General features: G+C 69.5%; 14 protein-coding genes. 9 read left to right on the plus strand and 5 right to left on the minus strand.

Annotation, left to right across the window (positions count from 1 at the left end; genetic code table 11):
* Window positions 1-108 precede the first annotated feature (108 nt).
* Complete coding sequence (locus ACMGDM_RS14635; protein WP_436805157.1) at window positions 109-2,043, plus strand: ribonucleoside-diphosphate reductase subunit alpha; 1,935 nt, start codon at window positions 109-111, stop codon at window positions 2,041-2,043.
* Window positions 2,044-2,120: 77 nt separating this feature from the next.
* A complete protein-coding gene (locus tag ACMGDM_RS14640; RefSeq protein WP_436804863.1) occupies window positions 2,121-2,513 on the plus strand; it encodes an endonuclease domain-containing protein in 393 nt (130 codons plus the stop codon).
* Between the two features lie 77 nt (window positions 2,514-2,590).
* On the opposite strand, the gene ACMGDM_RS14645 is transcribed toward ACMGDM_RS14640, so the two are convergent.
* Window positions 2,591-2,842, minus strand: coding sequence for a DUF2171 domain-containing protein (locus tag ACMGDM_RS14645; RefSeq protein ID WP_436804864.1), 252 nt, complete (start codon window positions 2,840-2,842; stop codon window positions 2,591-2,593).
* Between the two features lie 56 nt (window positions 2,843-2,898).
* Here ACMGDM_RS14645 and ACMGDM_RS14650 point away from each other — a divergent pair, with 56 nt between their 5' ends.
* The 3 genes from ACMGDM_RS14650 to ACMGDM_RS14660 all read left to right on the plus strand — a co-directional run bounded on the left by ACMGDM_RS14650 (window position 2,899) and on the right by ACMGDM_RS14660 (window position 5,303).
* A complete protein-coding gene (locus ACMGDM_RS14650) occupies window positions 2,899-3,111 on the plus strand; it encodes a hypothetical protein (RefSeq protein ID WP_436804865.1) in 213 nt (70 codons plus the stop codon).
* A 67-nt stretch (window positions 3,112-3,178) separates the two neighbouring features.
* Window positions 3,179-4,231, plus strand: a complete 1,053-nt coding sequence (locus ACMGDM_RS14655; protein WP_436804866.1) for a ribonucleotide-diphosphate reductase subunit beta — start codon at window positions 3,179-3,181, stop codon at window positions 4,229-4,231.
* Between the two features lie 175 nt (window positions 4,232-4,406).
* Window positions 4,407-5,303 carry an alpha/beta fold hydrolase gene (locus ACMGDM_RS14660; protein ID WP_436804867.1) on the plus strand — a complete coding sequence of 299 codons (897 nt, stop codon included), beginning with the start codon at window positions 4,407-4,409 and terminating at the stop codon, window positions 5,301-5,303.
* Between the two features lie 338 nt (window positions 5,304-5,641).
* Here ACMGDM_RS14660 and pgi read toward each other — a convergent pair whose 3' ends face one another.
* Window positions 5,642-7,135, minus strand: a complete 1,494-nt coding sequence (gene pgi / locus ACMGDM_RS14665) for a glucose-6-phosphate isomerase (RefSeq protein WP_436804868.1) — start codon at window positions 7,133-7,135, stop codon at window positions 5,642-5,644.
* 101 nt (window positions 7,136-7,236) lie between these two features.
* Between pgi and lepB the strand changes: the two genes are divergently transcribed.
* From lepB to ACMGDM_RS14680, 3 genes are all read left to right on the plus strand, one after another.
* Entirely contained in the window at window positions 7,237-8,052 is an 816-nt protein-coding gene (gene lepB, locus ACMGDM_RS14670) for a signal peptidase I (protein WP_436804869.1), read from the plus strand.
* Window positions 8,001-8,765 (plus strand): ribonuclease III, encoded by a 765-nt coding sequence (gene rnc / locus ACMGDM_RS14675; RefSeq protein ID WP_436804870.1) that lies wholly within the window; start codon window positions 8,001-8,003, stop codon window positions 8,763-8,765. The genes lepB and rnc overlap by 52 nt, the downstream gene beginning before the upstream one ends.
* A gap of 316 nt (window positions 8,766-9,081) precedes the next feature.
* Window positions 9,082-9,408 (plus strand): HNH endonuclease, encoded by a 327-nt coding sequence (locus ACMGDM_RS14680; RefSeq protein ID WP_436804871.1) that lies wholly within the window; start codon window positions 9,082-9,084, stop codon window positions 9,406-9,408.
* Between the two features lie 15 nt (window positions 9,409-9,423).
* Here the strand turns inward: ACMGDM_RS14680 and ACMGDM_RS14685 are convergent, their stop codons facing one another.
* Window positions 9,424-10,725, minus strand: a complete 1,302-nt coding sequence (locus ACMGDM_RS14685) for an Nramp family divalent metal transporter (protein ID WP_436804872.1) — start codon at window positions 10,723-10,725, stop codon at window positions 9,424-9,426.
* A 254-nt stretch (window positions 10,726-10,979) separates the two neighbouring features.
* Window positions 10,980-11,849 carry a phosphorylase family protein gene (locus ACMGDM_RS14690; RefSeq protein WP_436805158.1) on the minus strand — a complete coding sequence of 290 codons (870 nt, stop codon included), beginning with the start codon at window positions 11,847-11,849 and terminating at the stop codon, window positions 10,980-10,982.
* A gap of 24 nt (window positions 11,850-11,873) precedes the next feature.
* Between ACMGDM_RS14690 and ACMGDM_RS14695 the strand changes: the two genes are divergently transcribed.
* Window positions 11,874-12,293, plus strand: a complete 420-nt coding sequence (locus tag ACMGDM_RS14695) for a DUF2147 domain-containing protein (RefSeq protein ID WP_436804873.1) — start codon at window positions 11,874-11,876, stop codon at window positions 12,291-12,293.
* Between the two features lie 152 nt (window positions 12,294-12,445).
* Here the strand turns inward: ACMGDM_RS14695 and ACMGDM_RS14700 are convergent, their stop codons facing one another.
* On the minus strand, window positions 12,446-13,258 hold the full coding sequence (locus ACMGDM_RS14700) for a DUF6454 family protein (protein ID WP_436804874.1): 813 nt from the start codon (window positions 13,256-13,258) through the stop codon (window positions 12,446-12,448).
* Window positions 13,259-13,772 lie beyond the last annotated feature (514 nt).

The following is a 13,772-nucleotide window of genomic DNA, read 5'->3' on the forward strand; positions in this document are numbered from 1 at the left end:
CGCGGCTAAGGCCATGGTCTCTTTTTGTTCTCAACGGGTTCGGCGTCGGCTAGGATCGGGTTCTGCCTCGATTCGGTGATGGGAGCCAGGAGCGGGAGCGGCATGGCGATGGATTTCAGGGAAACGGACGGTGCGGCGATGATCACCGAGACGATCGACACGGCGTCGGCCGAGACCAAGACCGGCGAGGCACAGCCCAGCGGCGACACGATCGCCCGGCACGGCGCGCGCGCGCGGCCCTATCCGGTCGAGGTGGATCACGGGCGCGATGCGCTGCTGACCGATTTCGGCAAGGAGACGCTCAAGGACCGCTACCTGCTGCCCGGCGAGAGCTTCCAGGACCTGTTCGTCCGCGTCGCCTCGGCCTATGCGGACGACGCCGCGCACGCGCAGCGGCTGTACGATTATATCTCCAAGCTGTGGTTCATGCCCGCCACCCCGGTCCTGTCCAATGGCGGCACCGGGCGCGGCCTGCCGATCAGCTGCTATCTCAACTCGGTGCCCGACAGCCTCGACGGCATCGTGCAGACCTGGAACGAGAACGTCTGGCTCGCCTCGCGCGGCGGCGGGATCGGCACCTATTGGGGCAACGTCCGCGGCATCGGCGAGCCGGTCGGGCTCAACGGCAAGACCTCGGGCATCATCCCGTTCGTGCGCGTGATGGACTCGCTGACGCTGGCGATCAGCCAGGGCTCGCTGCGGCGCGGCTCGGCCGCCTGCTACCTCGACATCTCGCACCCCGAGATCGAGGAGTTCCTCGAGATCCGCAAACCCTCGGGCGACTTCAACCGCAAGGCGCTCAACCTGCACCATGGCGTGCTGATCCCCGACGCCTTCATGGAGGCGGTGCGCGACGGCGCCGAGTGGCAGCTCAAGAGCCCCAAGGACGGCTCGGTGCGGGCCACGGTAGACGCGCGCGCGCTGTTTCAGAAGCTGGTCGAGACCCGGCTGGCCACGGGCGAGCCGTACATCGTCTTTGCCGACCATGTGAACTCGACCATGCCCAAGCATCATCGCGACCTCGGGCTCAAGGTCTCGACCTCCAACCTGTGCAGCGAGATCACGCTGCCGACCGGGCGCGACCATCTCGGCAACGACCGTACCGCGGTGTGCTGCCTCTCCTCGCTCAACCTCGAGACCTGGGACGAGTGGAAGGACGAGAAGGGCTTCGTTGAGGACGTGATGCGCTTCCTCGACAACGTGCTGCAGGACTATATCGACCGGCACGAGCCCGGGATGGAGCGCGCGGCCTATTCGGCGGGGCGCGAGCGCTCGGTCGGGCTGGGCGTGATGGGCTTCCACTCCTTCCTCCAGCAGCGCGGGCTGCCGTTCGAAGGCGCCATGGCGAAGAGCTGGAACCTCAAGATGTTCCGCCAGATCAACGCGCAGGTGAACGAGGCCTCGATGGTGCTCGCGCACGAGCGCGGGCCGTGCCCCGACGCCGCCGACATGGGGGTGATGGAGCGTTTCTCGTGCAAGATGGCGATCGCGCCGACCGCGTCGATCTCGATCATCTGCGGCGGCACCAGCGCCTGCATCGAGCCGATCCCGGCCAATATCTACACCCACAAGACGCTGTCGGGCAGCTTCGCGGTGAAGAACCCGTATCTCGAGAAGCTGCTCACCGAGAAAAGCAAGAACTCGGACGCGGTGTGGAACTCGATCCTCGAGCATGGCGGCTCGGTGCAGCACCTCGACTTCCTCAGCCAGGAGGAGAAGGACTGCTACAAGACGTCGTTCGAGATCGACCAGCGCTGGCTGCTCGAGCTCGCCGGCGACCGCACGCCCTATATCGACCAGGCGCAGTCGCTCAACCTGTTCATCCCGGCGGACGTGGAGAAGTGGGACCTGCTGATGCTCCACTTCCGCGCCTGGGAGCTGGGGATCAAGTCGCTCTATTATCTCCGCTCCAAGTCGGTGCAGCGCGCCGGTTTCGCGGGGGCCGAGGGCCAGGGCGGCGTGGAGGCGGACAACACGCTCGACAAGCCGCAATTCTCGCTCGCCGAGAGCACCGACTATGACGAGTGCCTCGCCTGCCAGTGAGGGCGCTGAGGGGGCGCTGACCCCCCTCTCCCCTTGTGGGAGAGGGAGGGACCCGCGCGGCGGAGCCGCGTGGGAGGGTGAGGGGGAATGCGCAAGGTCTGACCAAGCGCCAACTCCTCCCGGCGGATATCGTTCGGTGCTCACGTGCGTTGCGCGGGGCGGCAGGCGAGCCGGAACGGCTGCTATGGCGGGCGCCTCGTGAGGGCCTGCCCGCGGCCAAGTTCCGGCAGCAGGTCCCTCTGGGTCTCTACCATGCCGATTTCTGCTGTCATGAAGCGCGGGTGATCATCGAGGTGGACGGCGACGAGCACGCCCACGACGAAGCGAGAGACGCAGCGCGTACTCGTTTCCTGGAGAAGGAGGGCTACGACGTGATGCGGTTCGGCAACGACGATGTCATGCATAACATCGACGGTGGCGCGACGGCGATCGCTCGCAGGCTCGATCACATAGCGAAGGGCCGCCCATGACGGACGGCCCCCTCACCCTCCCACGGCCTCTGGCCGCGGGTCCCTCCCTCTCCCGCGAGGGGAGAGGGGAAGTCAGCTCACTCGTCCTCTTCGAACATGTCCTGCGCGTTCTGCGCGGTCGCCGAGAGGCGCACCGTGTCGCCCTCGATCTCCGCCACCAGCCCGAGCGGGAGGTAATGATGCTTCGCCCCCTGCCCGTCCTGCGTCGCGGGCGAGTCGTTCTTGGTCAGCTTGATCCGGTCGCCGTCGACATGGTCGACGGTGCCGACGTGCACGCCGTCCGCACCGATCACCTCGGCATGTTCCTTGATCTGGCTGGCATCGACCATCGTCAATCTCCTCTGTTCGGTTCGGGGGCGCAACGCACGGAGCGGGAGATGGTCGCATGCTGAGCACGCTGCCGCTCCAGTCCGCGATCATGTTCGCGGTCGCCGCGGTGTTCGCGCTCGCGGGCGCGTGGCTGCTCGCGCAGCTGCGCCATCCCCTGCCCGAGGCACGCGTCTACGCCTATCGCATGGTCGGCGTGATGGCGCTGTCGGGCGGCATCGTGCTGGCGCTGTCCGCCGCGGCGATGTGGCAGTGGAGCCTCGAGCCGTGACCGACCCGCCCTCCTGATCCGCCCCGATCAACCCTATCTAGACCCACAGCATCCCGGAGCCATCGCCATGTCCCTTCTCGAAGCCCGCAAGCAGTACAAGCCGTTCGAATACCCCTGGGCGTTCGAGTTCTGGAAGCGCCAGCAGCAGCTCCACTGGCTGCCCGAGGAAGTGCCGCTCGGCGAGGACTGCCGCGACTGGGCGCAGAAGCTGACCGACCATGAGCGCAACCTGCTGACGCAGATCTTCCGCTTCTTCACCCAGGCCGACGTCGAGGTGCAGGACTGCTACCACGAGAAATACGGCCGCGTGTTCAAGCCGACCGAGGTCAAGATGATGCTGACCGCGTTCAGCAACATGGAGACGGTGCACATCGCCGCCTACAGCCACCTGCTCGACACGATCGGCATGCCCGAGAGCGAGTATGGCGCCTTCCTCGAATATGGCGAGATGAAGGACAAGCATGACTACATGCAGAACTTCGGTGTCGACAACGATCAGGACATCGCGCGCACGCTCGCCATGTTCGGCGGCTTCACCGAGGGCGTGCAGCTGTTCGCCAGCTTCGCGATGCTGATGAACTTCCCACGCTTCAACAAGATGAAGGGCATGGGGCAGATCGTCAGCTGGTCGGTGCGCGACGAGAGCCTGCACTGCGAGGGTATCATTCGCATGTTCCACGCCTTCTGCCAGGAGCGCCAGTGCCTCACCAAGGCGGTGAAGGACGACATCGCCGACGTGTGCCAGACGACGATCCGGCTGGAGGACAATTTCATCGACCTGGCCTTCGAGATGGGTCCGGTCGAGGGGATGAAGCCCAAGGAGATCAAGAAGTATATCCGCTATATCGCGGACTGGCGGCTCAATCAGCTGGGCTTGAAGCCGATCTACATGATCGACGAGCACCCGCTGCCGTGGCTGACGCCTTTGCTCAACGGCGTGGAGCACGCCAATTTCTTCGAGACGCGCGCGACGGAGTATTCGAAGGCGGCGACCAAGGGCCAGTGGAACGACGTGTGGGACTCGTTCGACAAGCGCCAGAAGGCCAAAGGTGGCAAGCCCGCCAACGAAGACGCGGGCGAGGCCAGCGGGGACATGTTCGCGGGCGTCGCGGCAGAGTGACTTAGCTCCCTTCACCTTCAGGGGAGGGGCTGAGGGTGGGGCCTCACCGCGGGCGCGCCGCTCGCGGAAGCGCCCCACCCCCGCCCTCCCCTGAAGGGGAGGGAGCGACCTCATCGCTCATCGACAGCGCCGTCTGGACCTCCTGCCGCCCGAAACGATCGTTGGAGCGGACACCATGACCCCCAGCTGGCACCCCGCGCCTGACAGCGGCGTTACGATCCGCCAGGTCGCCGCCAACGGCCTCAGCTTCGAGGTCGCCGAGGCGGGGAGCGGCGAGCATCTCGCGCTGTGCCTCCACGGCTTCCCCGAACTGCACTATAGCTGGCGCCACCAGATGCCGCTGCTCGCCAAGCTCGGCTACCGCGTCTGGGCGCCCAACCAGCGCGGCTATGGCGGCACCTCGCGTCCGCCCGCGGTCGCCGACTATACAATGGACCAGATCGTCGCCGACGCCGCCGCATTGTTCGACGCGAGCGGGGCGCGCACGTTCACGCTGATCGCGCACGACTGGGGCGGGGCGATCGCGTGGAACCTCGCGATCAACCGGGTGCGCCCGCTCGAGCGGCTGGTGGTGATGAACCTGCCCCATCCCGCCTGCTTCGCCGCGGCGCTGCGCCACCGGCCGCAGCGGCGGCGCAGCTGGTACATGGGCGCGTTCCAGCTCCCGTGGCTGCCCGAGCGCGTTATGGCGCTGGGCGACGCCGCGCTGGTGCGCCGCGCCTTCCGCGGCATGGCGGTGGACAAGACGCGCTTCCCCGACGCGGTGCTCGACGTCTACGCCGCGGCGGCGCGGCGGCCGGGCGCGCTCAAGGCGATGATCGACTGGTACCGCGCCGCCGCGCGCCACCGCGAGCGGATGCGCTTCGGCAATGACGGACGGGTCGAGGTGCCGACCCTGATCGTCTGGGGCGAGGAGGATACAGCGCTCGGGCTGGAGACGCTCGACGGCACCGAGCGCTACGTCGCGGACCTCACCGTGCGGCGGCTGCCGGGCGTGTCGCACTGGGTGCAGCAGGAGGCGCCCGAGGCGGTCAACGCGATCCTGCGCGAGTGGCTGCCGCGGGTGGGGTGAGCGCGTCGGGGCGAGAGGCTCCGGCCGACCGACGTGCTCCGGCGCACGCCGGAGCCCAGGGCCGCTGGCGCGACGTGCGTGGCCCTGGGTTCTGCGTGCGCAGGAACACGGGACGGGGAAGGCGATGGCCGTTCCCCTCCCCACCCGTCCTCCTGAACTCGTTTCAGGATCCACGCTGCAGGGGCGCAGCCGCCGCTGGGGGAGAGCGGTGCGGGCGGCGAACGCTTCCGCCTCCACTTGGCGCTCAAGTGAGCGGCCAAGTGGATCCTGGGACGAGTTCAGGATGACGGCAGCGTAGCGTCGGGAGAGGAGAGGAGCGAAGAGGAAGGCTCCCCCCTTCACTCCCCGAAAGCGCGCTTGATCAGGTCCGCGGTGGAGGCGTCGAAGTCGCCGCCGCCCTTGGCCGCCGCCTTGGCCATCTCCTTGCCCAGCTCGACGCCGAACTGGTCGAACGAGTTGATCCCCAGCAGCACGCCATTCACGAACACGCGATGCTCGTAGAAGGCGATCAGCGCGCCCAGCGTCCGCGCGTCGAGCCGGTCGAGCAGCAGCGTCGACGACGGCCGGTCGCCGGGATAGCTGCGCGCCGCATCCGCCGCGTTGGCCCGGCCGGTCATCAGCGCCGCGCCCTGCGCGAAGGCGTTGAGCAGCAGCTGGCGGTGATGCTCCGCCGGCAGCGTGTCGCCCGCCTCGATCACCGCGAGGAACTCGACCGGCACGAGATGCGTGCCCTGGTGGAGCAGCTGGAACACCGCGTGCTGCGCGTCGGTGCCCACCCCGCCCCAGGTGATCGGCGCGGTCGGGCGACCGACCGGCTGACCGTCGACCGTCACGCCCTTGCCGTTCGATTCCATCTCGAGCTGCTGGAGGTAGCTCGGCAGCAGCCGCAGCCGCTCGTCATAGGCGAAGGGCGCGCGCGTCTCGGCGTGGCGGACCTGGGTGTAATAGAGGTCGGCGAAGGCGGCGAGCGCGGGGGCGTTCTCGTGCAGCGCGGCGAGGCGGAAGTGGCGGTCCATCTCGGCCGCGCCCTCGAGCAGCTCCTCGAACTGGTCCCAGCCGAGCGCGATCGCGGCGGGGAAGCCGATCGACGACCACAAGGAGTAGCGCCCGCCCACGCCCTCCGAGAAGGGCAGGATGCGCGTCTCGTCGACGCCCCATTCGATCGCTTTCTCGGGCGAGGCGGTCAGCGCGATCACGCGGCCGTACGGATCCTCGACGCCCGCGCCGGTCATCCACTGGATGACGCTGTCGGCGTTCATCATCGTCTCGGTGGTGGTGAAGGTCTTGGAGGCGACCACCAGCAGCGTCGTCTCGGGGTCGAAATCGTCGAACACGTCGTCCAGCGCCATGCCGTCGACGTTGGACACGATCGCGACGTCGTAGCGGTCGCTGCCGCGCCCGAGCGCGTCGACCAGCAGGTGCGGCCCCAGCGCCGAGCCGCCGATGCCGACGTGGAGGATCGAGCGCACCGGGCCGAACGCCTCGGCCTCGATGGCGTCGATCAGCCCGCGCATGCGCGCGTGGTACGAGGCCGCGCGCGCCACGCTCTCGGCCTTGCCCTCGCCGCGCTCCGCGGTGTGCTCGACCGGGCGGTCCTCGGTGACATTGACGTTGGCGCCCGCGAACATCGCCTCGCGCTTGCCCGCGAGATCGACCGACCTGGCCAGCGCCTCGAAGGCGGTGAGCGCCTCGGCGGTGAGGTGCGTCTTGGACCAGTCGAAATGGATCCCGGCGACGTCGAGCGACAGCCGCTTCAACCGATCCGGGTCATTGGCGAAGAGCGTCTCGAGCCGCTCCTGCGGCAGCGCCTCGATCGTCGACCAGTCCGCCATGTCATCTGTCCTTCCGGCTGTCTCGTGTCGCGGCGCACAACGGGTCGCCCGCGCCAAGGCTCCGCTTGACGCGACGCGACGGTTGCGCGACGCGGTGCTTCATGGCCACCCCCAAAGCCGCCGGCAAGCCCGCGCGTTCGGAAACCGCCGAGACGATCCGCTTCCTGCTGAAGCTGGCGCTGTTCGTCTTCGTGCTGCGCAGCTTCATCTTCTCGCCCTTCTCGATCCCGAGCGAGTCGATGCTGCCGCGGCTGCTGGTCGGCGACTATCTGTTCGTCTCCAAGTGGAACTACGGCTACTCGCGCTGGTCGCTGCCGTGGGGCGTGCCGCTGATCCCGGGGCGGATCTTCGCGCACGACCCGGTGCGCGGCGACACGGTCGTATTCCGCTCGATGGGGCCGGACGATCATGACGTGATCAAGCGCGTGATCGGCCTGCCCGGTGACACGGTGCAGATGCGGGGCGGCCAGCTGTTCCTCAACGGCAAGGCGATCCCCAAGCAGCGCGTCGCCGATTTCGTGCTGCCGCTCTCGCCCAACTTCCCGGCCGAGAAATGCGGCGCGCCGTTCCAGGACAGCGACGCGCAGGGCCGTCCGGTGTGCCGCTACCCGCGCTTCCGTGAAACGCTGCCGGGGGGGCGCAGCTACGACGTGCTCGATCAGGAGAACATCCCGGTCGCCGACGACACCGACGTCTATCACGTGCCGGCGGGCAACGTCTTCCTGATGGGCGACAATCGCGACGATTCGGCGGACAGCCGCTTCGCCCCGCCGGTCGGCATGGGCTATATCCCGATGGAGCGGATCGAGGGTAAGGCGCTGGTCACCTTCTGGTCGACCGACGGGTCGGCCGAGTGGATCAAGCCATGGACCTGGGTGTCGGCGGCGCGGCTCCGCCGCATCGGGGAGGGCTTTTGAGCGACGCCGGCGACGATCTCGCCGGCTGGGTCGAGGCGCAGTTCGGCGTCCGCCCCGACGATCCCGCACCCTTCGTCCGCGCGCTGACGCACAGCAGCCACGCCGAGGGTCAGGCCGGCGGCAGCTACGAACGGCTCGAATTTCTCGGCGACCGCGTGCTGGGGCTGTCGATGGCGGAATGGCTGGTGGAGCTGTTCCCGGCCGAGCCCGAGGGACAATTGTCGAAGCGGTTCAACGCGCTCGTCACCGGTGCGGTGTGCGCCGAGGTGGCGCGCGAGATCGGCGCCGACGCGCGCGTGCGGCTCGGCAAGCAGGCGCGCGACGATGGCGCGCAGCATAGCGACAACGTGCTGGGCGACGTGGTCGAGGCTTTGCTCGGCGCGGTTTATCTCACCGCCGGGCTGGCGCCCGCGCGCGCGACGGTACGGCGGCTGTGGCAGGACAAGGTCCATGCCGAGGCGCGCGCGCCGCAGCATCCCAAGTCGGCGTTGCAGGAATGGGCCGCGGCGAACCGCCGCGCGGTGCCGTCCTATGCGATCGTCGAGCGCGCCGGCCCGGGCCACGCGCCGCGCTTCACCGTGCGCGTGGCGGTGGGCAAGGACGAGATGCTCGCCGAGGGTACGAGTAAGCAGGAGGCCGAAACCGAGGCGGCCAAGGCGCTGCTCGCCGCGCTGTCGGCGCAGGCGCCGGCGCGGGGGCGGCGGCGGCGGTGACGTAGCGGTGCTCCTGCGCACGCAGGAGCCGAGAGCCGCAAACGCTGCGCTCCGTTATCCTGGGCTCCTGCGTGCGCAGGAGCACGGCCGCCTGTGGAGAAGCGCCACGCCCGACCCCTCCTCTCGCCGTCATCCTGAACTCGTTCCAGGATTCACCGTGCCGCACGTACCGCCGCCGCTGGGTTTGCCGCGACGTGGATCCTGAGACAAGCTCAGGATGACGCCAGCGGGTAGGTCCGTCGCTCGCCCTACGCTCCGCCGACCACCCACCGGAACACCCCGCCTGCCCGCTCATTCCGCCCGCATGGCGGGACGCGTGCGGCGGAAGCAGGGACTGGCCGAGGCCGAGCGGCGCGCCGCCACCGAGGCCGCGCCGCCGGAGCATTGCGCGCTGTGCGGCCGTCCGCTCAGCCGCCGGGTCGAGTGGCACCATGTCGTGCCGCGCAGCGAGGGTGGGCGCGACACCGTGCCGCTCCACCCGATCTGTCACCGCGCGATCCACGCCGCCGCGGACAACGGCGCCCTCGCTCGCGCCGGAACGCTCGACGCGATCCGCGACTGGCCAGCGATCGCGCGCTTCCTCGGCTGGATCGCGGACAAACCCCCCGATTTCCACGCGCCGACCCGCCGTGGCGTCGCGTGACGACGGGGATGCGGCTCAGCCCGCCATCATCCCCCACAGCAGATAGCCGTTCAGCCCGACGATCACCGCCGCGATCGCCCACGCCAGCCCCGCCAGCCAGCGCGGCGCGGCGAACTCGCCCATCAGCCGGCGGTTGGCGGTATAGGCGACCAGCGGGATCACCGCGAACGGCAGCTGCAGGCTCAGCACCACTTGGCTCAGCACCAGCAGCTCGGTCGCGCCGCGGTCGCCCATCGCCGCCACCACCAGCACCGCCGGCACGATCGCGATCGCGCGCGTCACCAGCCGGCGCAGCCACACCGGCAGCCGCACGTCCAGGAAGCCCTCCATCACGATCTGCCCGGCCAGCGTGCCCGTCACGGTCGAGTTCTGTCCGCTCGCCAGCAGCGCCACCGCGAACACCGCGCTCGCCGCGCCGACACCGAGCATCGGCGAGAGCAGTTCGTGCGCCTGCTCGATCTCGGCGACCTCGGTGCGGCCCGCGGTGTGGAAGGCGGCCGCCGCCAGGATCAGGATCGCGGCGTTGATGAAGAAGGCCAGCCCCAGCGCCACGGTCGAGTCGATCGTCGCCAGCTTGAGCGCCTCGCGCCGGTCGCGCGCGCCGCTGCCGTAGGCGCGCGTCTGCACGATCGACGAGTGAAGGTAGAGGTTGTGCGGCATCACGGTGGCGCCGAGGATGCCGATCGCGATGTAGAGCATCGCCGGGTTGGTCACCACCTCGCGCGAGGGCACCAGCCCGCGCGCCGCACCGCCCCAGTCGGGGTTGGCCCAGAACAGTTCGAACGCGAAGCAGCCGGCAATGATGATCAACAGGCTGGCGATGAACGCCTCGAGCCGGCGGAAACCGTAGCGCTGCAGCGCCAGGATCAGGAAGACGTCGAGCGCGGTGACCACCACGCCATAGACCAGCGGCAGGCCGAACAGCAGCTTGAGCGCGATCGCGGTGCCCAGCACCTCGGCGAGGTCGCAGGCGATGATCGCGATCTCGGCCAGCCCCCACAGCAGCCAGGCGACCGGGCGCGACGAATGCTGGCGGCACGCCTGCGCGAGGTCGAGCCCGGCGCCGATGCCGAGCCGTGCCGACAGCGCCTGTAGCACGATCGCCATCAGATTGGAGAGCAGCACGACCGAGAGGAGCGTGTAGCCAAATGCCGAGCCGCCGGCGATGTCGGTCGCCCAATTGCCCGGATCCATATAGCCGACCGCGACGAGCCATCCGGGGCCAATGAACGCGAGCAGCTTGCGCCAGAACCCTGCCCCATCGGGCACGGGGACGGTGGCGAAGCTGTCGCCGAGCGAGCGCGTGGTGGAGGTCATGTGCGCCGTTGAATGCGGGAGACGCGCCGTGGTTTCAATGGGGAGGCGCCGGGAATCGGTCGGCCACCGACAGGACCGCCGAAGAGCCGCCGCCGCTCGGCCAAAGGCCGGGCGCGACCCGCACGCCGGCGGCGGACGTCGCTTGCTCTCAAACCCTCCGTGGGGGGAGAGGTTGCGAGGGGGTCGGGGCTTCACCGAGACGGCCCCGCTGCGAGGCACCTGCCGTCACGCCGCACCGCCAGCCGCCGCCACCCTCACCCCAGCACCCGCGCCAGGATCGCGGCGTTGCGGGCGACCAGTGCGGCGTCGCGCGCGGCGGGCGCGGTGAAGATCGCGCCGTCGAGCGCGGTGTCCGCCAGCGCGGGCGAGCGTTCCGGCGGCAGCGCGCGTACCAGCGCCGCGACTGCGGCGCGCGCCACCCGCGCGTTTGCACCCGCCTGCGCCACCACCGCGGAGAGATCGACCGCCGGCCCCTCGTCCCGCCACGAGTCATAGTCGGTGACCATCCCGATCAGCGCATAGGGTAGCTCCGCCTCACGCGCGAGCCGCGCCTCGGGCAGCGCGGTCATGCCGATCACATCGCAGCCCCAGTCGCGGTACAGCCGGCTCTCCGCCCGGGTCGAGAATTGTGGCCCTTCCATCGCCAGATAGGTCGCGCGCTCGGTCACGCGCCCGCCGGCCTGGGTGAGCGCCGCCGCGGCGAGCGCGGCGAGCCGCTGGCATACCGGATCGGCGAATGCGACATGCGCCACCAGCCCGCTGCCGAAGAAGGAGGCGGCGCGCGCCACGGTACGATCGACGAACTGGTCGACCAGCACGAACGTGCCCGGCGCCAGCTCGCCGCGCAGCGAGCCGACCGATGACAGCGCGATCACGTCGGTGCAGCCTGCCCGTTTGAGCGCATCGATGTTGGCGCGCGCCGGGATGCCACCGGGCGCGAGGCGATGACCGCGGCCATGGCGCGGGAGAAAGCGCACTTCTACGCCGGCGACGCGCCCGAAGAGGATCGCGTCGCTGGGCTGCCCCCACGGGCTGGTGACATCGCACCATACCGCATCTTCGAGCCCGTCGATCGCGTACAGCCCCGAGCCGCCGATGATTCCGATCGTCCATTGCGTGTTCATCATCGATCCTCGATAATTGCGATCATGCGTTCCACCCCCCTCGCCGCGCTTGCGCTGCTCGCCCTGACCGTTCCCGCCGCTGCGAACGCCGCGGCCCCGATCGCGGGACGCTACATCACCGAGGATGGCGCCGGGGTGATCACCGTGGCGCCGTGCGAGGGCAGCGTCTGCGGCAAGCTCACCACGATCCTCAAGAAGCGGCCGGGTGCGCCCGATACCGACGTCAACAATTCCAACCCCGCGCTGCGCACACGGCCGGTGCTCGGCATGCCGATCCTGTCGGGCTTCACCGATCAGGGCAAGGACTGGCGCGGCACGATCTACGATCCGCGCAACGGCAAGAGCTACAAGTCGATCGTTGCGCGCAACGCCGACGGCACGCTCAACGTGAAGGGCTGCATCGCGTTCTTCTGCAAGACCCAGGTGTGGAAGCCGGCCAGGTAGGCGTGCGCCGCGTCCGGTGTTCCGAACATCGGGCGTGACATTCGGCCATGATCCTGCTCCCGCGTGCGGCGACCGCGGGTAGCGCGCTGGGCCATCGTCCGAGCGGGCGGCGCCACCCCGCTGTCCGCGCCGCCGACGCGCAGCGGCGCGGCTCAGGCGGCAAGGCGGAAGTGGAACAGCCGGCTCGGCCCGTCCTCGGGAAGCAGGTAGAGGTCGCGCCCGTCGGCCGCCATGCCCTCGCCCGTGTAAGGCCCGCCCCGGCCGAACGGGCGGACCGGGCCGATCGCGCCGGCGCGCAACGTGCGGCGCAGCGTCAGCGAGGGCCAGTCGAGGAAATCGACCGTGCCGCTCCACAGGTCGAGGTTGCCGCCCGCCACCAAGCCGCCGTCGACGAACTTCATGTCCTGATAGTGCGTCGCCGACGGGTTGGCGACGACGCCCACGTGATCAAGGTTGTCGGGGTCGATTACGTAGAGCAGCCGGCTGTTCCAATTGCCCGCGACGAGCCGCCCGTCGGGCGCCACGGCGACGCAGCCGAGATGATCCGACACGCGCAGCCGGCGCCGCAGCCGCAACGTCACGGCATCGAGCTCGAGCAGCACCGCCGAACTGTTCGGGCGCAGCTCCGCCACCGGCACCCACAAGGCGCCATCGTGCAGCGACAGCCCGCCGGGATGGTAGCGCGCGCCGTCGGTCAGCTCGACGCGGCGCAGGAAGCGCCCCGTGGCGCGGTCGAACTCGTGGAGATAGCCGCGCCGCGCCGCGGCATCGACCGACGTGACCCAGATGCGCCGCCCCGCCACCTCGACGCCTTGGACGTGGTACAGCTCGCCACCGAGCGCGAGCGTGCCGAGCAGCTGGGCCCCCTCGACCGCACCGTCGAACCGCTCGGACGCGCCAGCCACCGACAGACCGGACAGCAATAACAGCAGCGCGGTCGCGCCCGCCCGTACCCACCGCCGCATCGCCCGTCTCCGCCGCTTCCGTGTTCGTCGCGGCTTTGGCAAGCCGATGTGTCAGGCGTGCTGAGCTTCTGTTGCAGCTCGGCGGCACGTTGGCGTGGTGGGGCGTGCCGCAGCGGTTGGGCGTCCCGGCTCCATGATCAACGGGAGCCATTGAAGCGCCGGGTTGTATCGACCATCAGGCCGAGGCGCTGAAGCCTTCGCTGCAAGAAGGCTCGGCGACAGATCTGTCCGTCATCCCGGGCGCGACCGCCCCATCCGTAGAACCATCGAGCGGACTTCGGTTGGAAACGTCGCGACGAAGACGGCCCCGTGACGAACGTCGACCCTCTCGTCACGGCCTCAACCTCGTCCACGATGCCGATCGAGGACCGCACCTCGTCGCGGCGCCCTTCGCTGCGCCGTCGCCCACCACTTGTAAGTATCTCACCGCCCCTCGCTGAGTCCGTCCAATCCGGGGCGCGCGGGGTGGCTTATCGTCGCACGGCCGGAGCGGAGCCGGGTCCGGCCAAGACGG

It is taken from the genome of Sphingomonas larreae (assembly GCF_051400595.1).
GTDB lineage: Bacteria > Pseudomonadota > Alphaproteobacteria > Sphingomonadales > Sphingomonadaceae > Sphingomonas.

Coding starts and splice junctions, on each gene's coding strand:
- ACMGDM_RS14635 (WP_436805157.1), top strand. CDS start 109: ATGGATTTCAGGGAAACGGACGGTGCGGCGATGATCACCGAGACGATC.
- ACMGDM_RS14645 (WP_436804864.1), bottom strand. CDS start 2,842: ATGGTCGATGCCAGCCAGATCAAGGAACATGCCGAGGTGATCGGTGCG.
- ACMGDM_RS14650 (WP_436804865.1), top strand. CDS start 2,899: ATGCTGAGCACGCTGCCGCTCCAGTCCGCGATCATGTTCGCGGTCGCC.
- ACMGDM_RS14655 (WP_436804866.1), top strand. CDS start 3,179: ATGTCCCTTCTCGAAGCCCGCAAGCAGTACAAGCCGTTCGAATACCCC.
- ACMGDM_RS14660 (WP_436804867.1), top strand. CDS start 4,407: ATGACCCCCAGCTGGCACCCCGCGCCTGACAGCGGCGTTACGATCCGC.
- pgi (WP_436804868.1), bottom strand. CDS start 7,135: ATGGCGGACTGGTCGACGATCGAGGCGCTGCCGCAGGAGCGGCTCGAG.
- lepB (WP_436804869.1), top strand. CDS start 7,237: ATGGCCACCCCCAAAGCCGCCGGCAAGCCCGCGCGTTCGGAAACCGCC.
- rnc (WP_436804870.1), top strand. CDS start 8,001: ATGGACCTGGGTGTCGGCGGCGCGGCTCCGCCGCATCGGGGAGGGCTT.
- ACMGDM_RS14685 (WP_436804872.1), bottom strand. CDS start 10,725: ATGACCTCCACCACGCGCTCGCTCGGCGACAGCTTCGCCACCGTCCCC.
- ACMGDM_RS14690 (WP_436805158.1), bottom strand. CDS start 11,849: ATGAACACGCAATGGACGATCGGAATCATCGGCGGCTCGGGGCTGTAC.
- ACMGDM_RS14695 (WP_436804873.1), top strand. CDS start 11,874: ATGCGTTCCACCCCCCTCGCCGCGCTTGCGCTGCTCGCCCTGACCGTT.
- ACMGDM_RS14700 (WP_436804874.1), bottom strand. CDS start 13,258: ATGCGGCGGTGGGTACGGGCGGGCGCGACCGCGCTGCTGTTATTGCTG.